The sequence below is a fragment of the Lysinibacillus sp. ZYM-1 genome (genome assembly GCF_001308875.1).
In the GTDB taxonomy this organism is placed as follows: domain Bacteria; phylum Bacillota; class Bacilli; order Bacillales_A; family Planococcaceae; genus Lysinibacillus.
Genome location: NZ_KQ465121.1, coordinates 41,625 through 68,498 on the forward strand (window position 1 = coordinate 41,625; position 26,874 = coordinate 68,498).

Consider the following 26,874-nt stretch of genomic DNA (forward strand, 5'->3'; position numbering starts at 1 on the left):
TTAGTGTACTACCTCCGCTTTTGGCATTTCTTCTGCTGTAAATGTCATGGATTCAATGACACGTACCATTGCTTCTGCCGTATCTAAAGATGTTAGACAAGGTACCCCATTTTCTACAGACTCACGACGAATTCGGAAACCATCACGAGCGGGTTGCTTACCTTTTGTTAATGTGTTGACTACAAGTTGAGCTTCACCATTTTGGATAAGGTCAATCAGTGTTTGTCCCTTCGCACCAATCTTGCCAACAACATCTGTGCGCACTCCTGAAGCTTCAAATGCTTTTGCTGTCCCTTCAGTCGCTACAATGCGATAGCCTACTGTTGAGAAACGTTTTGCTAATGCGATCGCTTCTTCTTTATCTTTATCAGATACTGTAAATAATACTGTGCCTTCTGTGCGAATTTCCATACCAGCTGCAACTAAGCCTTTATAAAGGGCTTTTTCTAATGTTGCATCTTTGCCCATTACTTCTCCAGTTGATTTCATTTCAGGGCCTAATGTTATATCTACACGACGTAGTTTGGCAAATGAGAACACTGGGACTTTCACAAATACACCTTTTTGCTCAGGTGCTAATCCTGTTGGATAGCCTTGCTCTACAATAGATTTCCCTAGAATTGCTTTCGTTGCAATATTTGCCATAGGGATATTTGTAATTTTACTTAAGAATGGTACTGTACGTGATGAACGTGGGTTCACCTCAATGACATATACCCCGCCTTGAGAAATTACATATTGAATGTTCATTAAGCCAACGATTCCAAGACCTTTTGCAAGACGCGTTGTATAGTCTACTAATGTATCTTTTTGTTGCTGTGTTAATTTTTGTGGTGGGTAAACCGAGATAGAGTCACCAGAGTGTACCCCTGCGCGCTCAATATGCTCCATAATCCCTGGAATTAATACACTTTCACCGTCACAGATAGCATCTACTTCAATTTCCTGACCTGTTAAATAACGGTCCACTAATACCGGATGATCTGGTGATGCTTCCACTGCGTTCTCCATATAGTGGTGTAATTCTTCTTGATTATAGACAATTTCCATTGCACGTCCACCAAGTACATAAGAAGGACGAACAAGAACTGGGAAGCCTAGTCGCTCACCAATGGCAATTGCTTCATCTGTAGAAACCGCTGTTTCACCCTGTGGCTGTGGAATGTTTAAATCACGTAAAGCTTGCTCAAATTTATCGCGATTTTCAGCGCGGTCGATATCCTCTAAAGAAGTGCCTAAGATTTTTACACCATTTGCAGCTAATTTATCAGCAAGATTAATCGCTGTTTGACCACCGAACTGAACAACAACACCGATTGGTTGTTCTAAGTCGATAATATGCATTACATCCTCGATTGTTAATGGCTCGAAGTATAATTTATCTGAAATCGAGAAGTCAGTAGACACCGTTTCTGGATTTGAATTGATGATAATTGCTTCATAGCCAGCTTCTTGAATGGCCCATACTGAGTGTACAGTGGCATAGTCAAATTCTACCCCTTGACCGATGCGGATTGGACCTGAACCAAGTACTATTACAGATGGTTTTTCTGACTTAATTGATTCGTTTTCTTCCTCATATGTGCCATAGAAATATGGGGTTTCTGATTCAAACTCTGCCGCACATGTGTCAACCATTTTATAGACTGGAATAATTCCCTGCTCTTTACGATATGCATAGATGGCTTCTTCAGTTGTGCCCCAAAGCTCAGCTATTTTCTTATCTGCAAAGCCTAAACGTTTTGCCGTACGTAGCACCTCTTTATCATCTTTATGATCAGCAAGTGTTTGTTCCATATCTACGATGTTTTTGAATTTATTTAAGAAAAATAAGTCAATGGCTGACCATTCATGGATTTGCTCAATTGTCACACCGCGACGTATTGCTTCACCTATGAAGAATAAGCGTTCATCTCCAGCCTTGCGGATACGTTTTTCAATCCAAGAATCGGAGTTTTCTTCAGCATGTTTTAGCTCTAAGTGTACTTGACCTGTCTCAAGTGAACGAACCGCTTTTAACATTGCTTCCTCGAATGTACGGCCTAGTGCCATAACTTCACCAGTAGCTTTCATTTGCGTGCCAAGATTACGCTTTGCTGATTCGAATTTATCGAATGGCCAACGTGGGATTTTTGCGACGATATAGTCAAGAGCAGGCTCAAAACAAGCATATGTTGACCCTGTTACAGGGTTTTTAATTTCATCTAATGTTAAACCAACCGCAATTTTCGCTGCAAGCTTGGCAATAGGATAGCCTGTTGCTTTAGAAGCTAACGCAGAAGAGCGTGATACACGCGGATTTACTTCAATCACATAGTAATTAAAGCTATATGGATCTAGTGCTAGCTGTACGTTACAGCCACCTTCAATTTTTAGAGCACGAATAATATCTAATGAAATATTACGTAGCATTTGGTTTTCACGATCAGAAAGTGTTTGGGTTGGTGCTACTACAATGGAATCTCCTGTATGAATACCTACTGGATCCACATTTTCCATGTTACAAACAACGATGGCATTGTCTACCGCATCACGCATTACTTCATATTCAATTTCTTTAAAGCCAGCGATTGATTTTTCAAGTAAACATTGTGTAACTGGCGAATATTTCAGACCTGATGTCACAATTTCTTCTAAGTCTTGGTCATTATAGCAAATACCGCCGCCTGTACCTCCTAGCGTGAATGCAGGACGTACAATTACTGGATAACCGATTTTTGCGACAAAGTTTTTCGCTTCATCTAAGTTATGGATAATATCAGATTCTGGAACTGGTGCACCTAGTTCATACATTAAGTTACGGAATAAATCACGGTCTTCTGCTTTATGAATAGCATCTAGTTTTGTACCAAGGATTTCTATACCAAGCTCATCTAAAATACCTGATTTGTCTAACTCGATCGCCATATTTAGACCTGTTTGACCACCAAGTGTTGGCAAAATAGCATCTGGACGTTCTTTACGTAGAATACGAGATACAAAATCAAGAGTAATCGGCTCAATATAAACTTTGTCAGCAATTTCTGTATCTGTCATGATTGTGGCAGGGTTTGAGTTGATTAAAATAACACGGTAGCCCTCTTCTTTTAATGACAAACAAGCTTGTGTTCCTGCGTAGTCAAATTCTGCTGCTTGTCCGATGACGATTGGGCCTGAGCCGATTACTAAAATTGTTTCAATATCTGTACGTTTAGGCATGTTGTTTCCCCTTTCCTGCTTCTACTTCCATCATTTCGATGAACTCATCAAATAAGTGGTTTGAATCTTCTGGTCCTGGTGATGCTTCTGGGTGGTATTGTACCGTGAAAATCGGATATTTTTTATGACGTACACCTTCACATGTACCGTCATTTAATGCGATATGTGTTAATTCTAAATCAGTATCTTTTAATGATTCAATGTCAATTGCATAACCATGATTTTGAGATGTTAAATCTGTACGGCCCGTGCGTAAATCCTTTACTGGATGATTGCCACCGCGGTGTCCAAACGGTAATTTGAAGGATTTTGCTCCACTCGCTAATGAAAAGATTTGATGCCCTAAGCAAATACCGAACATTGGCACTTTTCCGATTAAGTTACGTACCGTTTCTATACCTTCTTGGACATCTTCAGGATTCCCTGGCCCGTTTGAAAGCATGATGCCATCTGGATGCCAAGCTAAAATTTCCTCAGCTGACGTATTGTAAGGGACTACTAGTACGTCACAATCACGTTTGTTTAATTCTCGAAGGATACCGTGTTTCATGCCGTAATCAATTAAGACAACTCGTTTACCTCGTCCAGGTGATGGATAGGCTGCTTTTGGCGATACTTCACGTACATGATGTGTAATGGCCGGTGTCGCTTGCAATTGTGCCACAATCTCTTCCACATTTACTTCTTCATCAGCAGCTGTCAAAATCGCCTTCACTGAGCCTTTACTGCGAATAATACGCGTTAATTTTCGAGTATCAATGCCCTCAATACCTGGGATATCTTTTGATGTCAAATAATCATCTACTGTTAAATCGCAACGGAAGTTAGAAGGCGTTTTAGCTAGCTCACGTACAACAAATCCACGTATAGCCGGCATAATTGATTCAAAATCATCTCGGTTAATGCCATAATTTCCTACCAATGGATACGTCAATGTGATAATTTGACCGTAGAATGAAGGGTCTGAAATAGTTTCTTGATAACCCGTCATACCTGTCGTAAATACGACCTCACCTTGTGAAGCGCGATCACTCCCAAATGCTGTACCTGTAAACACTGTGCCATCTTCTAAAACTAGTAAACGTTTTTTCATTACTCTGCCTCCTGATATACGATATTTCCTTCAAAAATTGTTAGGACTGGCCAACCCTTTGCAACCCAACCATTGAATGGTGTATTGCGTCCTTTTGACACAAAGCCTTCAGCATCTATTGTTTGCTCTTTCTGAATATCTATTAAACTCATATCCGCTGAAGCACCTACTTCTAATGTGCCATATGGTAGATCAAAAATCTCAGCTGCCTTCACTGACATCCAGTCGATTAATTGTTTTAAAGTCCATTTTCCTGTTTCAACAAATTGTGTGTATAACAGTGGGAAAGCTGTTTCGAAACCTACAATGCCGAATGGTGCACCAACCATACCGCAGCATTTTTCTTCCACTGTATGTGGTGCATGGTCTGTCGCAATACAATCGATAGTTCCATCTAGTAGTGCGGCATGTAGTGAATCCTTATCATCAGCCCCACGTAATGGCGGATTCATTTTCCAGTTCGCATCATCAGATGGAATATCCATTTCTTCTAGTAATAAGTGATGGGGACAAACTTCTGCTGTGACACGAATCCCTGCTGCCTTGGCATCTCTTACGGCACGAACAGATTCTTTTGTTGATACGTGACAAACATGGTAGCGGGCACCGGCTGCTTCAGCTAGTAGAACATCTCGTGCAATTTGAACTGATTCGCAAATGGAAGGGATCCCTGGAAGACCAAGCTCCTTATTACGCTTTCCTTCATGCATGACCCCATCATAAATTAATGAATTATCCTCACAGTGAGCCACAACTACCATATCGTGTTGTGCAGCCTCTTTCATTTGCTCGTACATTGTCGAGGCAAGCTGAATGCCTACGCCATCATCTGAGAATGCTACAGCTCCATGTGCTTTTAGCTCTTCAATGTTTGTTCGAACCTCACCTGAGATATCCTTTGTTAGCGAACCATATGGGAGTACTCGAATAACAGCACTTTCTTTAATCAATCCATTAATAAGTTGCATGTTTTCTACTGAATCTGGTACCGGTTTTGTATTTGGCATGGCACAAATTGTTGTAAAACCACCTTTTGCTGCGGATGCTGACCCTGTTGCAATTGTCTCCTTATGCTCAAAGCCTGGCTCACGTAAATGTGTATGCACATCGACAAAACCTGGTGCCACAATGAAACCATTACCTTCAATGATTTCTGCACCTGCTACCGTTACATCCTGGCCAATCGCTGTAATCTTTCCTTCTGCCATTGCGATATTGACTGTTTGCAGCTCACCTTGCTCATTTAACATTTGGACATTTTGAAGTACTTTTGTCATGTTATTCTCTCCCCTTTAAAATTGTTTCCACAATTGCCATCCGTGTGTAAACTCCATTTCGCACCTGCTCGAAAATCCGAGAGCGTTCACACTCTACAAGCTCAGAAGCAATTTCTACATCACGATTCACTGGTGCTGGATGCATAATAATAGCTGATTCTTTCATTTGCTTTTCTCGTTCAATTGTTAAGCCATATTCTTGATGGTAGCCTTCTTTCGAAAAGCTTTTATTTACTTTATGACGCTCATGTTGCACACGTAGTAACATGATGACATCACTTACTTCGATTAAATCATCCCATGAATGATGCGCTTCAAACCCTCCTGACCATTCTTCCGGACAAAGGAAGTGAACATTAGCCCCTAAGCGTTGCAATGCATTGGCATTTGACTTTGCAACTCGGCTATGTGAAATATCCCCAACAATCGTGATATTCAGCCCTTCAAAATAGCCAAACTCTTTTTTAATTGTATATAGATCCAATAATGATTGTGATGGATGCTGACCTGCACCGTCCCCTGCATTGATGATTGCCACATTAATACCGTTCAGTAGCTCATTATAATATTCATCTTCTGATGCTCGAATAATGACTGCATCTAAACCAATCATTTCTAAAGTTTTGACCGTATCGTACAATGTCTCCCCTTTAGTAACACTCGAAAATCCAGCATCGAAAGGGATGATATGGCAGCCAATTTTGTGTTCAGCCATTTCAAAGCTTGATTTTGTCCGAGTACTCGGTTCAAAAAATAGATTGGCAACATTGTGTGTCCGAGATAACGATGATGTTTCCCCATTTTCAAACGCTTGCGCAAGATCTAGGATGTGGTTAATCTCTTCTGTTGTTAAATGTTCCATCGATAATAAGTTCTTCATCATGTGACCTCCATAAGGTTGTGTGTCATGAACGTCTATTTATGTGTGACGTTCTTTTCATAAAGTAAAAGCCCCGTTGATGTCATCAACGAGGCATAAGGAGGCGTGACAAACTATAGTAGGAAATGATCCCTACTTAGCTTATCCACAACTTCCCTTTTTTTGCCTCTCTGGACAATTCATTAAAAGGTACTACTATGAATTTTTATTTTGATTGTATGGTACAGGTTTTTCGGCTTCTTTCTTACCTGGCAATACGGCATTCAATAGGACACCGATAATTGCTGCTAGTGCCATTCCTTCAATACTCAATGATTCTGAAATGACGAATTTTGCCCCGCCGATCCCAATGACTAAAATCACTGAAGCTATAACTAGGTTACGACTATTCCCAAAATCAATATGATTATCTACTAGCATACGTAAACCACTAGCTGCGATAATACCGAAGAGCAAGATGGAAACACCACCAAGTACTGCGGTTGGGATAGTTGCGATCACTGCCATTGCTTTCCCGAAGAATGATAGTAATATGGCTACAACTGCAGCACCTGCAATAACGTACACACTATATACGCGTGTAATTGCTAGAACCCCAATATTTTCACCGTAAGTTGTTTTTGGAGGACCTCCGATTAATGCACTTACTAATGTGCCAAGTCCATCACCTAATAGTGAGCGGTGTAAACCCGGTTCCTTAATGTAATCGCGATTGACTACTTTCCCTAATACAAGCTGGTGACCAATATGTTCAGAAATCGTTACAATTACGATTGGCACCATGATAAGAAGGATTTTTGTTGTTATTTCAAACTCATAATGCACACCTGGTAGTAAGAAATCAGGCATAGAGAAGAAATTTGCTTTGGCAATCGGTGTATAATCAACAATGTCGACAATCATGGAGTAAATGTACCCTACTACTAAACCCATTAAAATTGGCATTGTACTTAAAATTCCTTTAAAGAAAATCGTGAAAATAATCGCTGTAAAGACTGTGACTAAAGCTGCTGAGAAATGTAAAAAGCTATACTCTCCATTGACGTTCATCGCCATATTCACGGCTGTACCCGATAGACCTAGTCCAATAACCATGATTACTGGTCCAACTACGATCGGTGGTAAAATTTTCATTATCCACTTATAACCACTTTTCCAAATGATTAAAGATACAATGCCGTACGTGATCCCGACAGCCATGGCGCCAATCATGGCGTTTCCTGGGTTTACACTGGAGCCATCCTGATTTAAACCGCCAGCTGCCAATAATATTGGAGCAATAAAGGCGAAGGATGATCCTAAGTAAGCCGGTACCTGAAATTTCGTAATTAATAGGAAGAATAATGTAGCAATCCCGCTCGTTAAAAGAGCAATCGCCGGACTAAGACCTACTAACTGTGGCACTAAGATCGTTGATCCAAACATCGCAAACATATGCTGGAAACTTAATGTCACTAGCTGAATTGGGGTTGGTTTATCCTTAATATCTAAAACTGCATTTGACATACTGTTTCCTCACTTTATTGTTCGTCTTCTTTATAAATAATGACGCAATCTTCCCCATCTACATCTTGTAAATTGACAATGATGCGCTCAGAGCCAGAAGTCGGAACGTTTTTCCCTACATAGTCTGCTCGGATTGGTAACTCTCGATGGCCTCTATCTACTAATACGGCTAGTTGAATTTGAGCAGGTCTCCCTAAATCCATGATAGCATCAAGTGCTGCACGAACTGTTCGTCCTGTATAAAGAACATCATCGACTAAAATAATTTTTTGGTTTTTTACTACATACTCAATATCCACTTGCTCAACATGTGCTTGTTCATTTTCATGTTTAGTTGTTAAATCATCTCGGTAAAGAGTAATATCAAGCTCCCCTGTACGAATCGGTTTGCCTTCGATTTTTTCAATTCTTTGTGCTAAGCGTTTGGCTAGAAAGGCACCTCGTGTTTTAATGCCGACTAAAATACATTCATCGATTCCTTTATTGCGTTCAATAATTTCATGGGCAATACGCGTTAATGCTCGTGCCATTGATGGGCTATCTAATAATTCATTTTGTGCCAAATTCGTTTCCTCCTCTCTTCCATCTATTGTGGTCATGTGTCCATAAAAAAACCTCTCGAGGCGAATAGCCTGAGAGGGTTGTATACGTGTTTAAAAAGCATGTTGAAAAATTTGCAGCACAAATTTTTTACAACATTATCACATGTCCCTTCTCAGCCTCTCTGGACTGCTATTAAAGGTGAATATTTAATTAGGTTGTTCATTCACTGTCGTTAGTATAGACTTTCTTAACGTATCCGTCAATGCTTATTTCGTAATTCATTTAATAATTGCTCATAATCAGCAGGAAGTGGTGTTTCAAACTCCAAGTATTCACCTGATGAAGGATGATCGAAGCCAAGCGTTGCTGCATGAAGAACTTGTCCACCAAAATCAATTGTCTTTTTCGGTCCATACTTTGGATCCCCTACAAGTGGGAAGCCGATATAATTCATATGAACACGAATTTGATGTGTTCGTCCTGTTTCTAAGCGACACTCTACAAGCGTATAGTCACCGAAGCGCTCTACCACTTGGAAGTGTGTAACAGCATGCTTACCCTTATCAACAATAGCCTGTTTTTGGCGATCTTTCTGGTCACGACCGATTGGCGCATCGATAGTCCCTTTATCGTGTGCAATATGCCCGTGTACAAGAGCAATATATTTACGAGTAACCGTTTTATTGACTAACTGATTCACTAACGATTCATGAGCTGCATCGTTTTTGGCAACCATTAATAAGCCTGATGTATCTTTATCAATACGATGGACAATACCCGGACGCAAAATACCATTGATGCCAGATAAATCTTTACATTGATACATCAACCCATTAACCAGCGTCCCTGTCATATGCCCTGGTGCCGGATGAACGACCATACCCTTTGGTTTATTCACAACAAGAACATCAGCATCCTCATAGACAATATCAAGCGCTAAATTTTCTGCAACGACATCAAGGGGTTCGGCTTCAGGTACATCTATAGCAATAATGTCCCCAATTTTTACTTTATATTTTGCTTTCACAGCATCACCATTTACCTTGATATTCCCCTCACTAATCCAGTTACCAATTTGTGAGCGTGACCACTCTGATTGTAAACTAGAAAGTGCTTTATCAATGCGCTCTCCTTGCTGCTGTTCTTCGATTGTATATGTTACTTGCGTCATTGTTTCACCTGTTTCTTCTCTTTTTTATCTTCCATAATTAATCCAATCATTAATATAACAACAGCAATTGTTAATGCAGCATCTGCCACATTAAAAATCGGGAAATCATAATTAATAATCGGAATCAAAACATCTACAAAATCGACCACTTCACCTCTAAATAAACGATCGATAAAATTCCCTATTGCTCCACCAAGTAAAAGCATTAAGCCCACTTGAAAAATCGGCTTCCCTTTGGCTTCTTTATGATAAAAATAGAGAATGGCACAAATGACGACAACCGTCACAATACTAAACAACCACATTTGCCCCTCTAGCATCCCCCAGGCTGCACCTCTATTTCGATGAGATAAAATGCCAAACCATGGGTCTAAAACAGCGATACGTTCACCATACTCCATATTTTTCACAATTAGCCACTTTGTCCATTGATCCAATAATATGACAAAAGCAGCTAATCCGTAATATTTATACACAAACATTCCTCCGTTCGCTCAACATCTAACCTATTCTACCATATCAGCACCATTCACAATAACTAATATCTCATCAAAATATGGCGGATTCGAAATCTCTTGCAAATACAAAAAAGCTATTCCAATCACTTTTCAAGTAATAGAAATAGCCATAACTTATTGTATTATACTGTTTCAGATTCCTTTGAATGGACCCGCTTCATAAACTCATTGACATCAGCAGGTACCTTTCGATCTAATAGAGACACAATAATAACTGATAAGAAGCCTACAGGAACAGTCACAATTCCTGGAATTTTAAATTGTAAGAAACTCGGTAAAGTTCCTGGTAAAAAGATCATCCACATGGACACACCAAGCCCAATAAGTAATCCTGCAATGGCACCCTTCTCTGTCATGCCTCTCCACCAAATACCTAGAATGAATATTGGCGTAAATGTACTTGCTGCTACTGTAAAGGCTAGCGCTACTAAATGACCGATGGATGCATCCTTTACAAGGAGTCCAAGTGCCCCATATAAAATACCTAATAATACAATGGCTACTTTTCCAGCTATGACACGCTGTTTTTGCGTAATGTCCTTCTTCATAATGTTAGCATATAAATCATGAGCGAGTGCCCCAGAGCTTGTAATAAAGAGCCCTGAAAGATTGGAGAAAATAGCAGCAAATGCACCCGCTATAACTAAGCCCAGTAACCATTTTCCACCTAGGGCAAGTGCTGTAGTAGGTATCACCATATTGTTCCCGCCAAGCACTAGATCGCGCATAACCTCTTCACTAGCTGTTCCTGAGATGAAAATTGATCGACCAACAACCCCTAAATAAACAGCTAATAAAAAGAACGTACTAGCGATCCCGATAGCCATCAGGGCAGATTTACGAGCTGCTTTGGCACTTGGATTTGTATAAAAACGCAATAAAATATGAGGAAGTCCAATAGTTCCTAAGGCTAAACCAATAGTCATGCTAATAGTTTGCCAGAATGTAGGGAAATAAAAGCCTGTCCCTGTCCATGCCGCACCATCAAAATTGACATCATTTCCATCTAATGCATATGGTGAAGTTCCTGTAATAGGACCGCTAAAGGAATTGATGGCCGCAAGAATTTTATCGTAATGCAAGCCACTATATACTGCTGCCACTAACATTACAATAAAAGCCCCAAGTCGAATCCATAGCTCTAAAGCTTGGTTGATGGTTGTTCCTTTCATTCCACCAATACCTACATAAAAAATCATTACTACACAGGTAAAGATAATGCCAAATTCATAGGAAGTACCGAAAAACATACTTAAAATTTGAGCAGCACCTAGTAATTGGGGAGCCGCATAAAAGCCTGAGATTGCTAAAACTACAGCAACCGCTACAAGTCGTGCTCGTTTACTATGAAATCGATAGGCCAAAAAATCAGCTACCGTAAATGCTCCAAAACGTCTCAAAGGACCGGCTACGAAAATAGCTAATAAAGTTAAACCGATTGAGAAACAAAAAGCATAATAGGCCCCATCATACCCTAGTTGGAATGTTAAACCAGCGATACCAAGGAATGTTGCTGCACTTAAATAATCCCCACCAATTGCAGAACCATTCGTAAACCAGCCAAAGCTTCGTCCTCCTACAAAGAAATCCGATGCTGTTGCATTTCTTTTTGTTAAATACGTAATGTATACAATCGTTCCCATTAATGCAATAGTCATTAACATCTTTGGTTCTAAAAGAGCTTCCATCATTCAACATTTCCCCCTTTGATTCAACTACTTATTGGCTATATCGTATTTTTTTAGGCGCTTCTCGTACATGGCAGTATGCACATAAGCAATAATAAATGCCATTGCCATCATCACAACAGTTGTCACAAACCATGTAACTGTTATTCCACCCCAAACTTTCTTAAAGGCAAACGCTGGAGCAAACCAATTCATAACAGGGATACTAAAAATCAAAATAAAGTAAAATACCGATAAAGCTAAACCTGTTGTAAATTCATCTTTCATAATTTTATTTGTTGCTGCATCTAGAGGTGGAAGATCCTTTACATCAATGGTCCCTGCCTCCACGTATTCATAATCATGACTCCCTACTTCCGCCATTGCAAACTCCCCCTTTTCTGTATCAGTAAATAATTATCTGAAATTTCAAATTATTATTTACTACAATTATTCTATTCTATTTCAACAGCAATATAGATATAAAATATTGCTGTATTAGTACAAAAAATTGCTATTTTAAGTTAAAATATTTCTATCTTTTTTATTCTTAGGGGGCTGGTAGCATTTTAAAGGTGGTATGGTTTATGGAAAGCTCATTTGACAAGCAACAAATGAGTGATTGGTTAGAAGAGGTTTTGCCAAACGCTTTAGAGGAATGTAAAGAGCCAAAGCCAATAGATGAGGCCATTATTGTCTATGAAGTCAATCGGTTATTTGATTGGGTAAAAATTAATCGACTAAAAAGAAATTATCCTAATAGTATAATTGTCCCGATTGTTACAGAACACCTCACCTACTCGACTGGTATAGCAATTGAATTAGTTTTACCTGCACTTCTCATAAAACCATTACAAAAATCAAAATTTTTACGTATTGTAAAAAAGCTGTACACGTCATATCAGGATAAAAAGGCTAGTACACTTACAATGCTCGAACTATCACAACAAATATCTCTGCACCATACTTCTCCCTTCCGAGAAGCATTTTTAAAACGTCTAATACGGGGGGAAATCGATGACGAGCAAGAAATCATACAATCTGCATCCTTTTTATCAACAAACTGTATTCCTAATATTGTGTTCTTAATACAGGGCTATGTTGATGTAAATGAAAAGAAAGCTATTCCACATGATGCATGTAGTATCATTACAACTGTTATTCGCCAGAAATTTGCTGATAAAGCGCCATTGTCTTTTTTACATTTTGAACGCTATTTACTTCTTCTACTGCGAATTCCTAATGACTATAACTCATTTAAACATTGGCCAGAAGGCAAAGCATCTTTATTAGAGGTCATCGAGACACTAAAGAAGGACCATTGTATCCATCTTTTTATGGGAGTTGGAGGTGTATTTCAGGATGCTATGCAAGTGAAGGAATCCTATAGTCAGGCACGAAAAGCACGAAGAAAACCGCCTATCGATAACATTCATATACGTTATTACGAAGATTTAACCAAACATCAACAGCTTCAAAAAGCCATTCAATTTATAGAAGAGCATTTTGATGAACAACTTACAATAAGTGATGTTGCTAAATCTATAAGCTTTAGTCCAACACATTTTAGCCGGCTATTTAAAAAAGAGACGGGTCGTAATTTTGTGGACTATGTTGCCTTTACGCGTATTATCAAAACTTTACCCTTTTTACGAAAGTTCGATTATACAGTTGAAAAAATTTCCTCTACCTGTGGGTTCAATACGCCCAATTACTACAGTCTAACCTTTAAAAAATATGTTGGGATTTCGCCAACAGACTACCGTAATACGAAAGAAATTTTATTTAAATAGGTTGCTAATCTTTAAAGAATCTGCAAAAACCTTATGAAAAAAGCAAGCCCCATAAAGGAGACTTGCTTATATGCTACATAGAATGCAGATTCTTATTATTCATTGATTCCACTTAAATGTAATATTTTTCTACCACTTCTGCACAGCGAGTACAAACTGTTGGATGTGCCTCATTAGCACCAACTGTTTCTGAAATGGACCAACAACGATCACACTTCTCACCTGTTGCCTTCTCAACAACAATAGATACATGTTCAAGTACTAAAGCATTAGTTGGTGCTTCCTCGATTGTAGCTATCTCAAATGCAGAAACGATGGATAGTTGTGCAAAGTCAATGTTCGCATCGTTCAATAATGCCACAACATCTTCTTTTGCATACACTGTCACTTTTGCTTCAAGAGATTTACCAATCGTTTTAGCATTACGAGCCTCTTCTAAAGCTTTTAAAATATCGTCACGCACATCAATGATTTTTTCCCATTTTGCACGAAGACTTTCAAAATTCGCTTGTACATCTACCTCTGGGAAGTCCGTTAATTGAACAGAAGCTTCCTCTACAGTACCTTGAGCATGTAAGTAAGACCACATTTCGTCTGTAGTATGAGGGATAATTGGCGTCATAATTTTAACTAAAGTCATTAATGTATCATAAATGACAGTTTGCATCGCGCGACGATCTTTATTGTCAGTACCTTCGATGTAAACAATATCTTTTGCAATATCTAAATAGAATGAAGATAACTCTACTGCTACAAAATTATTCACTACATGGTATACAGCAGCGAAATCATAACGATCATATGCAGCACGCACAGTCTTCAAAACATCCTGTAAGCGCATATACACATATTGATCCATTTCACGAAGGTCTGCATAGGCTACTCGATCTTTCTTTGGATCGAAATCAGCAATATTGCCGTGTAAGAAACGGAATGTATTACGAATTTTACGATATACTTCTGATACCTGCTTCAACATATCCATAGAAATTCGCACATCAGCTGTGTAGTCTACAGATGCAACCCATAGACGAAGAATATCTGCCCCATATTGATCCATTACCTTTTGTGGAATGATTACATTCCCTAATGATTTACTCATTTTACGACCATCACCATCAAGAACGAAACCATGTGTTAAAAGCCCTTTGTATGGAGCAAAGCCGTTAATAGCTACAGATGTAATAAGAGAAGAGTTAAACCAACCACGGTGTTGGTCAGAGCCTTCTAAATATAGATCAGCTGGGTATTTCATGCCACGCTCTACAAGTACACCTTGGTGTGAAGAACCTGAGTCAAACCATACGTCCATAATGTCATTTTCTTTTGTAAATTCTCCGTTCGGGCTACCCGGATGTGTAAAGCCTTCTGGTAACAACTCTTTTGCTGTTTTTTGGAACCAAATATTTGAGCCATGCTCACGGAATAATGCTGAGATATGGCTAATTGTTTCAGGTGTAATAATTGGTTCACCATTTTCAGCGTAGAAAATCGGAATTGGCACACCCCAAGCACGTTGACGAGATATTACCCAGTCTCCACGGTCACGAATCATATTGTAAAGGCGTGTTTCGCCCCAAGCTGGTGTGAATGCAGTCGCTTTAACAGCCTCAAGTAATTCACCACGGAACGCTTCAACAGATGCAAACCATTGTGGTGTTGCACGATAAATAACTGGTTTTTTTGTACGCCAATCATGTGGGTAAGAGTGCGTAATGAAACCAAGGCTTTCTAATGCGCCTACTTCTTTTAGCTTTTCTGTTACTAGTTTATTGGCATCATTATAAAATACGCCCTCAAACCCAGGTGCTTCATCCGTATAGCAGCCACTATTATCAAGTGGGCTAAGAATATCTAAGCCATATTGTTTACTAATATGATAATCGTCTTCCCCGTGTCCAGGAGCTGTGTGAACACAGCCAGTACCTGCGTCAGCAGTAACGTGTTCCCCTATCATCACAAGAGATTCACGATCATAGAAAGGATGCTGAGCGACAATACGATCTAATGCCTCACCCTTCACTTCTTGAATGACCTCAAACGCTTCCCATTCAAGAGCAGTTGCCACTGTTTCTAATAAATCTTTTGCAATGATGAATTTTTTATTTGCTACTGCAACGACAACATAGATAAATTCTGGATTTAATGAGATCCCTAAGTTTGCTGGTAATGTCCAAGGAGTTGTTGTCCAAATGATAAATTTAGCATCTGTTGGTACGACACCCTTTGCATCTTTAATAGCAAAGCTTACATAAATGGATGGCGATTTAATATCTTTATATTCAATTTCTGCTTCAGCAAGAGCAGATTCAGAAGACGGTGACCAATACACTGGCTTTAACCCTTTATAGATATAGCCTTTTTCTGCCATCTTACCAAATACTTCAATTTGGCGAGCTTCAAACTCAGGTTTTAATGTAATGTAAGGATTTTCCCAATTACCACGAATACCTAAACGACGGAATTGAGCTCTTTGATTGTTAATTTGCTCATATGCATATTCTTCACAAAGTTGACGGAAAGCTGCTACTGACATTTCTTTTCGTTTTACACCTTTATTTGTCAATGCTTGTTCGATAGGTAGACCATGCGTATCCCAGCCAGGAATATAATTAACATGGTAGCCAGTCATTGAACGATGACGTGTAATCATGTCCTTCAATACTTTATTCAATGCATGTCCAATATGAATATCACCGTTTGCATATGGAGGACCATCATGCAGTACATATTCAGGGCGACCTTCTGTACGTTCCATTTGTAATTTGTTAATATCGATCTCATTCCATTTTTCTTGCATTTTCGGCTCATTTGCTGGTAAATTTCCACGCATTGGGAAATCTGTTTTTGGCATTAATAAAGTATCTTTGTATTCAACCATTAAAAAATTCCTCCTTTATTTTACATAAAGCATATCGACGCATTTCTCATACGACAGTTATTGGCAAACTTATCTAAAACGATTCGCGGACAAATAAAAAAAGCCCTCAATCCCACAAAGGGACGAGAAGCTTCTACTCGCGGTACCACCCTACTTGTAGCACAATTAATATAGCTTGCACTACCTCTTTAAAGCACATTAACGCCGTGCATCACGAAATAACTTACTTTTTTCAGTTATTTAGCTCAGAAGTGATGTTCATTGTTAGTTGCTTGTTTGGGCTTCCACTATCCCCAAATCGCTTCACCACACCTAACAAATACTGTCTTCGTCTTTGCTTCTATGCATATGTCTGTACAACATAATTACTATTACAAAGTATATGAAATTCAAACAATCGCGTCAAGTTTCATTTATAATCGTTCGCCATGATATTAAAAGGAAAGCTAAATATCTTCGGATTCTTGTGCTTCATCCACTGATGCTTGAATTTCCGTTAAATCAATATCGTATTGAAGCAAATGATCCCAATCATCCGCATTTAATAAATCAAGCTGTGCCTCAACAAGCATCTTGAAACGATTACGGAACACTTTAGATTGCTTTTTAAGCTCATCGATTTCAATTGTCACCTTACGCGCTTTCGTTAAGGCGTCATTGACGATTCGATCAGCATTTTTCTCAGCCTCTTTGACAATGAGCTTTGCCTCTTTTTGAGAATTTCTTCGTACTTCGTCTGCAGCTTCTTGTGCAACAACAATGGACTTCTGTAAAGTCTCTTCCAAAGAGCTAAAATGCCTCGCTTGTTCTAAGGACATTTCTAGTTGCTTATCAACTTCCTTTTTTTCGCGCAGCAAAATTTCATAGTCTTTAATGATTTGGTCTAAAAATTCGTTTACTTCATCTTCAGCATAGCCTCTGAAGGCTTTTGTAAACTCCTTATTATGTATATCAATAGGTGATAATGGCATACAATCCTTCTCTCCTTTTCGTGTACATTCGTATCTCCTATTATACAATTGTTCCAACAACTTAGCAGTAAAAATTAATGAAATTTACTTTACTTTTAGCTTTTTTGGGCCAATCGACCGACTTGTAGACGGATTTTATCTTTCTTTGTACGGCCTTCCGTCATAATTATTTTCATACGACCGCTTCCTCGTATTGATAAAATATCCCCTTCCTGTAATTCAAAAGCAACAGCATCACGCTCTGTCCAATTTACTCGCACTTTTTTACCAGTAATGAAAGCTTGTGCCTTTTGACGTGACACTTTTAAAACGGTTGCAATAATAACATCTAATCGCATAGAGGTAACTGTGTGTGCTTCCTCCAACCATTCTTCTTCATTAATAAGGAGAGGCTCTTGTTCTTTAAGGGATTCTACATGTACCTTTACTTTACCAATACCTGTTAAATGTAATCGTACATATTCTGCCACTTCTTGTGCGACGACAAATTGTATCTGATGCTCATTTACACGAATATCACCGAATTTGCCGCGATTTAAACCTAATGATAATAAGGCTCCTAAAACATCCGGATGGCGTATTTGTACAAATTTAACAGGATAATGAAGTGTAAAAGCCATCAGTTGAAAGTCTTCATCAGTAGGTTCATAATAGGCTGGAAAAATGAGCATACGCTGTCTCTCCGCCTCGTTAAATAATCCTGCACATAACATGTTCATTGTGGCATCCTGCCCAATAACAGATGTCACTATGAAGCGCTGCCTTGGATCAAGAAAATCTGTCAGCTTGGGCGCATAACGATCTTCAACCTCTCGCTGCCAACTTATTACCTGTTCAATAAAAGGTTGTTCATCTTTTCGAAAATGCTGAATCAAGTGCTCCATCTCGTTGTCTCCTCTTTCTTCTTCGTTCCTATTTACTTAGTTGATTGGATGAACATAGTATTGCCAATCATTAGTGCCTCGACACCATTACGGTAAAATTTTTCAGGTTCGTTCGAATAGCCCCCCGTTAAAATTACCTGACGCTTCCATTTTGTTGAATCCAGGTAAATAAAAAATCCCCACTAAAACGTGAGGATTTTATTTCTATACAAACATAAGAAATATTTTTTGAATGACTATCACAAGCCCTCTTTCAATAAAATTCAGCATAAAGATAGCCACAATTGGTGAAATATCAATCATACCAAGCGGCGGGATAAACTTTCGGAATATCCCCAAATAAGGCTCACACACTTTTTCAAGCATTCGTCCAATGGCTGAATTTTGAGCGGCAGGCACCCAAGACATTAAGATATATGCAATTAGCATAAATGAATAAATCCTAAATGCTATTGATACATAACCAAGTATTATAAAAAAAGTCATATAAACTACAATCCTCGCTATTAATTATCGTCTAAAATAAAGTTTGTAATTTCACCAGTCACTTCTACACTATCTGGGGTGCAAAGGAAAATATCTTTACCGATACGTTGGATATCCCCTGCAAGGGCGTAGACTGTGCCACTTAAAAAATCAATAATGCGCTTACCTTGCTCTCGTTCAATACGTTGTAAATTAACGATTGCTGCGCGTTTATTTTTTAAATGTTCCGCGATATCTTGTGCTTCTGCATAGACTCTAGGCTCTATTAAGACAACTTTTGCTCCCTTTGAACTCATTGCCGCTTGTAAACTGACAATGTTGTTAGGAGTAGCTGTACTTTGAGGCACAATTTCATGGATAGATGCCTTACGTTCTTTGATTGTTTTTTTAGGCTTTACTGAATGAATCGGTTGCTGTTGTTGTATGGGTTGTTGTTGCTGCTGAATAGGAGCTTGCGTGATTTCTTCTTCTAATTCTTCTTCAAGGTAAAAGAAGTTTTTAATTTTATTTTTCATGCTCATCCTGTTCCCCTCTTTCATTTCCAACAAGAGCCGTTCCGACTCGAACAAAAGTAGCCCCTTCCTCTACCGCAATTTCAAAGTCATTAGACATGCCCATTGATAACTCGGTACAAGGTGCGTGTGCGAATCCTTGCTCGGCTATTTGCTGTTGACATTGTTTTAATTGCTTAAAAACAGAGCGAATAAGTGCTTCGTCTTCTGTGTTTGGTGCCATTGTCATTAAACCGACAACTTGGACTTTTGCAAAACTCTTCAATGATTCTACAAAAGGTAAAACTTCTTCCATTCTTAAACCATGTTTTGATTCTTCCCCTGAAACATTTACTTGTATAAAACATTTAACAGGTTTTTCTGCTCTTTTTTCAATTTCTTCTGCCAAACTCAAACGATCTAATGAATGTAAATAATCAATGCTGTTAATCACTTGTTTTACTTTACGTGTTTGTAGAGACCCGATATAATGCCAATTGACATTTGCTTGAATCGCTGCAATTTTACCATTTAAGCCCTCAGGTCTGTTTTCTCCTAAATGAGTCAGTCCGGCTTCGATTGCTTCTTGTGTTCTTTCTACAGAAACCTCTTTCGTCACAGCAATTATTTGGACATTATTGGCTTCACGATTGACTCTTGTTTCTGCTGCTGTTATTAAATCATTTAGTTTGTTTAAATTTGTTAAGATTTTTGTCACTGTTTTTCCCAACTTTACAACAATAGTTTCTCTTATTGTAACAAGCAATGCTTGATTTATCAATGAATAGCCTGACATATGTCAGTACTATTAGGAAAGTGCCTTTACCAAAATGACATCCTTGCCAACAACAAGCACATCTTTCATATACACTTTTCTTACAGATTCTTCTCCTTTAAAAAAACCTAGATATTTTCGAGGCTCTGCAATTAAAAATGCTGTCACATAGCCCGTTTCTTTTGATACTTCAGCATCTACCACAAATCCTATAAATCGTCCATTTCCTGCTTCAATTACTTCTTTTTGCTGTAACATTGAGAAACGCAATAAAATACCTCCTCTATCCATTACTTTCGTCTATTTTATGTTTCTCTATCATCAAACTTTGCTATCTCTTTATATTTATGTATCAATCGTTCATTGAATGAAGATAAAATGCGCACCGAATAATTCGATGCGCATTTTTTTATTTGTAATCTTTTTGCATAGTTTCAATTGCATTTTTTTCAAGACGCGAAATTTGGGCTTGAGAAATCCCTAATTCCTTAGCAATTTCAGTTTGTGTCTCTCCATAATAAAAACGTTTTGCCACGATCATTTGCTGACGTTCATCTAGCTTTTGCAAGCTTTCCTTTACCGACACGTAGGCAACCCATTGATCCTCTGATACATCATCATCACGCAATTGGTCCATCATATAAACAGCGTCTCCGCCATCTGAATAAATGGGCTCTTGTAAGGACACTGGGTCTTGAATGGCATCTAAAGCAAATAAAACATCTTCTTTTTTCATGTCAATCATGTCAGCAATTTCCTCAATCGTTGGCTCTCGCAAATTATCGGTTATCCACTGTTCTTTTGCCTGCATTGCCTTATACGCAATATCCCTTAAAGAACGGGATACTCGTAATGCATGATGATCACGCAGATGGCGACGAATTTCACCAATAATCATTGGTACAGCATATGTCGAAAATCTAACATTATGCTTTAAATCAAAATGATCAATGGCTTTCATGAGGCCAATACAGCCAACTTGAAATAAATCATCTGCCTGTTCACCTCTATAGGCAAATCTACCGACAATACTTAGCACTAACCTTAAATTGCACATTACAAGCTCTTCTCTGATTTCAGTTTCACCAGCTTGCAAACGAATGAAGAGTTCCTTCATTTCCTCGTGCTTTAAAATTGGCAAAGTCGATGTATCTAAGCCGCAAAGATCTACTTTTGTTCGCATATTCGATTCCTCCGGATGTTATTCTCTGACTAAACCGTGACATCAGTTTGTCCGAGAGAAACAAGAATATGCACAAAAGCTCCGACCAATTTTAGGTAGGTTAAATTTCCCTTTCTAAGAAATTGGTTGATTTAAATTTTCACGTAAATCTTGAATAATTTTCTTCTCTAAGCGGGAAATATATGATTGCGATATACCTAAATGATCTGCCACTTCTTTTTGTGTCATTTCCACTTTTCCATTGAGACCAAAACGGCATTCCATAATATATCGTTCACGTGCACCTAATAAATTAATGGCATGGAACATATGCTGACGTTCGATTTTCTTCTCCACATTATCAAGAATAATATGCTCTTCTGTTCCTAAAATATCTGATAGTAATAATTCATTTCCATCTGCATCAGAGTTTAGTGGCTCATCTAATGAAACTTCACCCTTCATACGACTTGTTTTTCGTAAATGCATTAAAATTTCATTTTCAATGCAGCGTGATGCGTATGTTGCAAGCTTAATATTTTTATCCGTATTGAACGTTTCAATCGCCTTTATTAACCCGATAGAACCAATGCTGATTAGATCTTCAATTGGCGTTCCCGTATTGTCAAAACGTCTAGCAATATAAACAACAAGACGTAAATTACGTTCAATTAGTGTATCTCTAGCTCGTAAATCACCGTTCATAAAGGATGCAATGACTGTAACTTCTTCTTCTCGACTTAGTGGCACTGGCAATGAATCATTTCCCCCTATATAGTACGTTTCACGACTCCGAAACTTACTCCAAAATTTTTTCAAGCTAGCAAGTAGCCTAAGAAGCAATAGTTCTCCCCCTCTATGAGTTATTTGAAAGCGCTGAAAAATGTAAAATTGCTGCTGTGCTATGTGGAAAATTTTTAGCTTTTTTTGTTAAAACGATATATTCATTCGATTTCACTTGAGAAGGCTCCCCTTTTATATGCCATTCCTCAAAGCGAAAACCAAGTACAACGGTTTGCTGCTGCACGGTATTGACATGAATAAATCGTATATAACGCTGATAATCTTCTGTAAACATAGATACATTGTACGGATCTGTTTCTTGCCATTCTACTAATGATTTACGAAAATCCGCAGGTAAATGTGGGCGCAAAGCGGTATACGAGACAAAATGAACAGGTTTACCTGAAAGCGGCTCAATTGCTTGGTTTCCTGTATCAACAAATGCCGACATTGGTATTGTCACACCAAAGATTTTTAAATTGGTATCAAATACAAATTGGCCACTTAAACGCTCTAGCTTCACAAACCCCCATTGCTTATAAAACGCAATAAGATTTAACACTGCGAGAAAAAAACAAATCATTATAAAATGGACGGCAGAAAGATTTTTTAAAAAAGGTTGTAGTGCTGTTAACAATCCGCCGATAACTATCGTCGCTGTTAAAACGATTGGTCCTTGCTTTTGGAAGCTTCGAAGCTTAAAGTGAAAAGCTATACCTATGAGTAATATAAAACTAAGCACCGTTGTCCACAGCATTTGACCGCCAATTACAGCTACTAAACTACTACAAAACGAACTCATTAATAATCTTGAATTTTTCACTAAAACCCCTGTTACTCTTGCCGTAAACGTGAGTATTGCTAGATTAAAAAGCGTATTAATGAGCACCAGCCATTCTCCATACATAACAGCCGCCTCCTACTTACAAAGTTAGCATGTTACTCCCACAAATATTGTCAAACAATCGCATCATTTCCTTAAAATGTTTTGACAAAATACATGGTTTCCTTACACATTTGAACAACTCGACAACAAATATAAAAAGCTCGTATTTTACATATGTAAAATACGAGCTTTTTAGAAGTTGTTTTTTCAATTAACCACGATTTTTGCGATTACGTAAAAATGCTGGGACTTCAAGCATGTCATCCTGTGCATAATGTTGCTGATTTTGACGAGGCTGCTCTTGCTGAACATGCATTTCTTGTCGTTGTTCACGAATTGGTGCTTGTTGTTGTGGAGCAGATTGTCTATTCATATTGAGTGTCGGTTTTGTTACATTACGTTGTTGTTGTTGCAATGCTTCCTCTGTGAAACCTGTTGCAATTACTGTAACAATAATTTCATCTTTGAGGTTTTCATTAATGACAGAACCGAAAATCATGTTTACTTCTTCGTCGGACGCAGAGGCTACAATATCTGCAGCTTCTTGTACTTCAAATAAGCTAAGATTAGAGCCACCTGTAATATTCATAAGAACACCTTTAGCACCATCGATAGATGATTCTAGCAATGGACTTGAAATGGCTTTCTTTGCTGCTTCGGAAGCGCGATTTTCACCTGTTGCAATACCAATACCCATTAATGCTGAACCTTTGTTTGACATAATTGTCTTCACGTCTGCAAAGTCTAAGTTAATAAGACCAGGTGTGGCAATTAAATCCGAAATACCTTGTACACCTTGACGAAGTACGTTATCAGCTTCTCTGAAAGCTTCTAACATAGGTGTGGATTTATCGACAATTTGTAATAGCTTGTCATTCGGAATAACAATCAGTGTATCCACTGATTCTTTCATACTACCAATTCCGCCGATAGCTTGTGATTGACGTTTACGACCTTCAAACGTAAATGGACGTGTCACAACACCAACTGTTAGTGCTCCTAATTCACGAGCAATTTGTGCAATCACTGGCGCTGCACCAGTACCAGTTCCTCCACCCATACCAGCAGTTACGAATATCATATCTGCACCACGTAGAACCTCTTCTAACTGTTCACGGCTCTCTTCTGCAGCTTTTTTTCCTACTTCTGGATTTGCACCTGCACCTAATCCACGCGTCAGTTTAGCACCAATTTGAAGCCTAACCTCTGCCTTTGATAAATTCAATGCCTGTGAATCTGTGTTAACTGCGATAAAGTCAACACCTTGTACACCATGTTCTATCATTCGATTGACAGCGTTGTTACCGCCGCCACCAACACCTATGACCTTTATTACTGCAAGTTCATCTACACTTGTATCAAATTCTAACATCTCTTTTTCCTCCCACGGTAACTCGACTCTGTATCAATCATTACGCATTCTAGTTAATCAAAAAACTTATCAAATAATTTTTTTGCTCTCCCGATTACGCTTTCCTTTGGTTCTGAAGGTGCAGAATACTCTTGCTTTTTAGGCATAGCTGCTTGAGCTCCTACAACTGCATATTCATTAGGTTGCGTATTCGTACTTTTACCGTAAAAATCATCTTCTAAATAGGCGTAACGAATAAGTCCAACCGCCGTTGCAAATGAAGGCTCTCTAACGCCAATATAATCGGGTGTATAAATTCTTACACGCGTTTGTAGAATTTGACGTGCTAACTGGGCGATACCTTCAAGTTTAGCAACACCACCAGTTAAAACAACGCCACCTGGTAAATCTCTGACGCCTAAACGCGCTAACTCGTCGATCACTAATTCTAGTAATTCTTCTAGGCGAGCGCCAATAATTTCTGATATATAGCGTTGGCTATACTGATCAGTAGAATCTGTGCCTACAATCGGTACTTCAAAGATTTCGTCATCAGATGCATCATCATAAAAGGCATGTCCAAATTGGTGTTTGATATTCTCAGCTTGCTCTGTTGGTGTCTTTAGGACAATGGAAATATCTTTCGTTATATGATCACCACCAACTGGTATGACACCTGTATGCGTTAACAATCCCTCTTCAAATACTGCAATTGTAGTAGAGCCGCCTCCTATATCTACAAAGGCAGTTCCTTGGTTTTTTTCATCTTCAGTTAATGCTAAGTAGCCTGATGCTAATGGTTGCAAATATATTTCTCGTATACTTAAACCTGCACGCTCGACACAGCGAAGAACATTGTGTAGAAGCGTTTTGGATGTTGTTATCATTGTTGCATCCATTTCTAAACGGATGCCAATCATACCACGAGGATCTTTGATTTCATCAAGGTTGTCCACAATAAACTGTCTTGGAATGATGTTAACTAATTCACGTTCAGGAGGTATTGACATGACTTGTGCAGATTCTACCACTCTGTCTAAATCATCATCTGTAATTTCTCTGTTTTCACTATTTACAGCGACAACACCTTTTACTAGCTGTAACATCGTTTGGTTAGCAGGAACGCCTAAAACGACTTCATGAATTTGGTAACCTGTCATTCGTTCGGCTTGTTCTATTGCTTTTCGAATAGATTGAACTGTTGCATCAATGTCAACAATTGCTCCTTTTCGAACCCCATTCGATTTTACATTTCCGACGCCAATTACGTGTAATTGTCCGTCACTCATTTCACCTATTAATACCTTGATAGAGGAGGAACCAATATCAAGTGAAATGTATAAATCTTGCTGATTCAATTCGCTGCACCTCCTTGAAAAATGCTCTTATTTTCATTCTATTGTAAATTTGGCATAATGTCTAAGCAAATCGAGTATTTTGGTCAATTTTTCTCTCATTCTATGGAAGTTTTTTTTCTCTTGTGACGTTTCTCATCTAGACGCGTTAGTAATATACGCCTAATTATTGCTATATTTTGGAACAAACGTACTCCGAAAGCGAAAATGGCCGCTAAATACAAATCTATCCCTAAATTCACACCTATAAAAGCTAACCCTGCTGCGAGAACTATATTAAAAAAGAATCCTGATACAAATACTTTATCATCGTATACTTGCTGTAATTGAGCACGGATACCACCAAATAATGTATCTAAAGCTGCTAAAACAGCTATTGACAGATAATTTTCATACATAGAGGGGATTTGTATATTTGTTAACAAGCCAAGGGCAAGTCCAAATATCAAACCTAAAAATGGTAGCCACATATATTAATCTCCTTTTTTTACCTCTGCTAAATAATCATTTGTCAATGGCTGATCAAATGCTGGAATTTGTAATTGTTCTGTTGGTTCTTCAATCACTAAATTAAAATTATCTAAATAAAATGAATCTATAAACGTTGAAGCTTGTAATGAATTATACATTTTTTGGGCTGCTTTAAAATCGCTTGTCCCAACATATATATCGAATTTAGGTGACGACAATGGTACACTATTCACTGTGGTCTTTCCATTAATGTCCCGAATGGCCGTTGTTTGAACAACACGATTACCATCGATTGAGACACTAGTCGCATCGTTTTTAAACAGCGTATTTAATAATTGAGTTAGCAAATCGGGCGATATTTCTTTGATCTCATAACCCATCTCAATTAATTCTGGTGCAGGTTCAATACGAAGTATTACCCCAGGTCCTTTTACTTCTGTTAGGCCAGCCTGTTGTTTTAAACGATTCAATGTTTCATGTAAGGCAGCTTGCTGATTTACTTTTTCAGATTGCTCATAGCGATCCACTACTTCATGAAGTGAACGAATTTCTGCCAGTAATGCGGAATGTCTTTGCTTTTCTTGTGCTAATTCCTCTCTTATTGCCCAAATATCTCGTGTATCTCGCTCTGCTGGTTTTTGAATGGTATTGTATTGTACCGCTATCATCAAACCGATAATAAATAGCACGATCGTTATTCGGGTGTACATATTTCTTCGCAAAATAGCCCCT

At 38.5% G+C, this 26,874-nt stretch carries 25 protein-coding genes and 1 other annotated feature; of the genes, 1 reads left to right on the plus strand and 24 read right to left on the minus strand.

Translation table 11 applies throughout. From position 1 onward, the window contains the following. The 10 genes from carB to AO843_RS13770 form a co-directional block, all read right to left on the minus strand. Complete coding sequence (gene carB, locus AO843_RS13725) at window positions 1-3,198, minus strand: carbamoyl-phosphate synthase large subunit (protein WP_054611663.1); 3,198 nt, start codon at window positions 3,196-3,198, stop codon at window positions 1-3. Then, window positions 3,191-4,291 carry a carbamoyl phosphate synthase small subunit gene (locus tag AO843_RS13730; protein ID WP_054611664.1) on the minus strand — a complete coding sequence of 367 codons (1,101 nt, stop codon included), beginning with the start codon at window positions 4,289-4,291 and terminating at the stop codon, window positions 3,191-3,193. Before AO843_RS13730 ends, carB begins: the two co-directional genes overlap by 8 nt. After that, window positions 4,291-5,568, minus strand: a complete 1,278-nt coding sequence (locus AO843_RS13735) for a dihydroorotase (protein WP_054611665.1) — start codon at window positions 5,566-5,568, stop codon at window positions 4,291-4,293. Before AO843_RS13735 ends, AO843_RS13730 begins: the two co-directional genes overlap by 1 nt. A gap of 1 nt (window position 5,569) precedes the next feature. Then, a complete protein-coding gene (locus AO843_RS13740) occupies window positions 5,570-6,448 on the minus strand; it encodes an aspartate carbamoyltransferase catalytic subunit (RefSeq protein ID WP_054611666.1) in 879 nt (292 codons plus the stop codon). A 195-nt stretch (window positions 6,449-6,643) separates the two neighbouring features. Then, entirely contained in the window at window positions 6,644-7,954 is a 1,311-nt protein-coding gene (locus tag AO843_RS13745; RefSeq protein ID WP_054611667.1) for a uracil-xanthine permease family protein, read from the minus strand. Between the two features lie 14 nt (window positions 7,955-7,968). Next, the gene (gene pyrR, locus AO843_RS13750) at window positions 7,969-8,517 is read right to left on the minus strand and encodes a bifunctional pyr operon transcriptional regulator/uracil phosphoribosyltransferase PyrR (protein WP_369814423.1); all 549 of its coding nucleotides are present in this window, start codon (window positions 8,515-8,517) and stop codon (window positions 7,969-7,971) included. 239 nt (window positions 8,518-8,756) lie between these two features. Further along, window positions 8,757-9,668: an RluA family pseudouridine synthase gene (locus AO843_RS13755; protein ID WP_054611669.1), complete on the minus strand. Its 912-nt coding sequence runs from the start codon at window positions 9,666-9,668 to the stop codon at window positions 8,757-8,759. Continuing rightward, entirely contained in the window at window positions 9,665-10,144 is a 480-nt protein-coding gene (lspA, locus tag AO843_RS13760) for a signal peptidase II (RefSeq protein ID WP_054611670.1), read from the minus strand. Before lspA ends, AO843_RS13755 begins: the two co-directional genes overlap by 4 nt. A 164-nt stretch (window positions 10,145-10,308) precedes the next feature. Continuing rightward, window positions 10,309-11,877 carry a sodium/solute symporter gene (locus AO843_RS13765; RefSeq protein WP_054611671.1) on the minus strand — a complete coding sequence of 523 codons (1,569 nt, stop codon included), beginning with the start codon at window positions 11,875-11,877 and terminating at the stop codon, window positions 10,309-10,311. A gap of 24 nt (window positions 11,878-11,901) precedes the next feature. Further along, window positions 11,902-12,237, minus strand: a complete 336-nt coding sequence (locus AO843_RS13770) for a hypothetical protein (RefSeq protein WP_054611672.1) — start codon at window positions 12,235-12,237, stop codon at window positions 11,902-11,904. Between the two features lie 203 nt (window positions 12,238-12,440). Here AO843_RS13770 and AO843_RS13775 point away from each other — a divergent pair, with 203 nt between their 5' ends. Then, window positions 12,441-13,646, plus strand: a complete 1,206-nt coding sequence (locus AO843_RS13775) for a helix-turn-helix domain-containing protein (protein ID WP_054611673.1) — start codon at window positions 12,441-12,443, stop codon at window positions 13,644-13,646. A gap of 112 nt (window positions 13,647-13,758) precedes the next feature. On the opposite strand, the gene ileS is transcribed toward AO843_RS13775, so the two are convergent. From ileS to AO843_RS13845, 14 genes are all read right to left on the minus strand, one after another. Continuing rightward, window positions 13,759-16,527: an isoleucine--tRNA ligase gene (ileS, locus tag AO843_RS13780; protein ID WP_054611674.1), complete on the minus strand. Its 2,769-nt coding sequence runs from the start codon at window positions 16,525-16,527 to the stop codon at window positions 13,759-13,761. A 115-nt stretch (window positions 16,528-16,642) separates the two neighbouring features. Further along, window positions 16,643-16,871, minus strand: a binding site (T-box leader). 102 nt (window positions 16,872-16,973) lie between these two features. Beyond that, the gene (locus AO843_RS13785) at window positions 16,974-17,498 is read right to left on the minus strand and encodes a DivIVA domain-containing protein (RefSeq protein WP_054611675.1); all 525 of its coding nucleotides are present in this window, start codon (window positions 17,496-17,498) and stop codon (window positions 16,974-16,976) included. A gap of 95 nt (window positions 17,499-17,593) precedes the next feature. Next, complete coding sequence (locus tag AO843_RS13790; RefSeq protein WP_054611676.1) at window positions 17,594-18,382, minus strand: YlmH family RNA-binding protein; 789 nt, start codon at window positions 18,380-18,382, stop codon at window positions 17,594-17,596. Window positions 18,383-18,586: 204 nt separating this feature from the next. After that, complete coding sequence (locus AO843_RS13795) at window positions 18,587-18,868, minus strand: YggT family protein (RefSeq protein ID WP_054611677.1); 282 nt, start codon at window positions 18,866-18,868, stop codon at window positions 18,587-18,589. Window positions 18,869-18,888: 20 nt separating this feature from the next. Beyond that, complete coding sequence (locus AO843_RS13800; protein ID WP_054611678.1) at window positions 18,889-19,389, minus strand: cell division protein SepF; 501 nt, start codon at window positions 19,387-19,389, stop codon at window positions 18,889-18,891. Beyond that, the gene (locus tag AO843_RS13805; RefSeq protein ID WP_054611732.1) at window positions 19,373-20,077 is read right to left on the minus strand and encodes a YggS family pyridoxal phosphate-dependent enzyme; all 705 of its coding nucleotides are present in this window, start codon (window positions 20,075-20,077) and stop codon (window positions 19,373-19,375) included. Before AO843_RS13805 ends, AO843_RS13800 begins: the two co-directional genes overlap by 17 nt. 90 nt (window positions 20,078-20,167) lie before the next feature. Continuing rightward, window positions 20,168-20,404, minus strand: a complete 237-nt coding sequence (locus AO843_RS13810) for a PRC-barrel domain-containing protein (RefSeq protein WP_031418925.1) — start codon at window positions 20,402-20,404, stop codon at window positions 20,168-20,170. Window positions 20,405-20,543: 139 nt separating this feature from the next. After that, the gene (gene sigG / locus AO843_RS13815) at window positions 20,544-21,317 is read right to left on the minus strand and encodes an RNA polymerase sporulation sigma factor SigG (protein WP_053993843.1); all 774 of its coding nucleotides are present in this window, start codon (window positions 21,315-21,317) and stop codon (window positions 20,544-20,546) included. A gap of 114 nt (window positions 21,318-21,431) precedes the next feature. Continuing rightward, on the minus strand, window positions 21,432-22,139 hold the full coding sequence (gene sigE / locus AO843_RS13820) for an RNA polymerase sporulation sigma factor SigE (RefSeq protein ID WP_082389474.1): 708 nt from the start codon (window positions 22,137-22,139) through the stop codon (window positions 21,432-21,434). A 13-nt stretch (window positions 22,140-22,152) separates the two neighbouring features. Continuing rightward, entirely contained in the window at window positions 22,153-22,986 is an 834-nt protein-coding gene (locus AO843_RS13825; RefSeq protein ID WP_054611680.1) for a sigma-E processing peptidase SpoIIGA, read from the minus strand. Between the two features lie 190 nt (window positions 22,987-23,176). Then, window positions 23,177-24,337, minus strand: a complete 1,161-nt coding sequence (ftsZ, locus tag AO843_RS13830; RefSeq protein ID WP_054611681.1) for a cell division protein FtsZ — start codon at window positions 24,335-24,337, stop codon at window positions 23,177-23,179. A gap of 53 nt (window positions 24,338-24,390) precedes the next feature. Then, window positions 24,391-25,674, minus strand: a complete 1,284-nt coding sequence (ftsA, locus tag AO843_RS13835) for a cell division protein FtsA (RefSeq protein WP_054611682.1) — start codon at window positions 25,672-25,674, stop codon at window positions 24,391-24,393. Between the two features lie 95 nt (window positions 25,675-25,769). Then, window positions 25,770-26,141, minus strand: coding sequence for a small basic family protein (locus AO843_RS13840; RefSeq protein WP_004224852.1), 372 nt, complete (start codon window positions 26,139-26,141; stop codon window positions 25,770-25,772). A gap of 3 nt (window positions 26,142-26,144) precedes the next feature. Further along, window positions 26,145-26,864, minus strand: coding sequence for a DUF881 domain-containing protein (locus AO843_RS13845; protein WP_054611683.1), 720 nt, complete (start codon window positions 26,862-26,864; stop codon window positions 26,145-26,147). Window positions 26,865-26,874 lie beyond the last annotated feature (10 nt).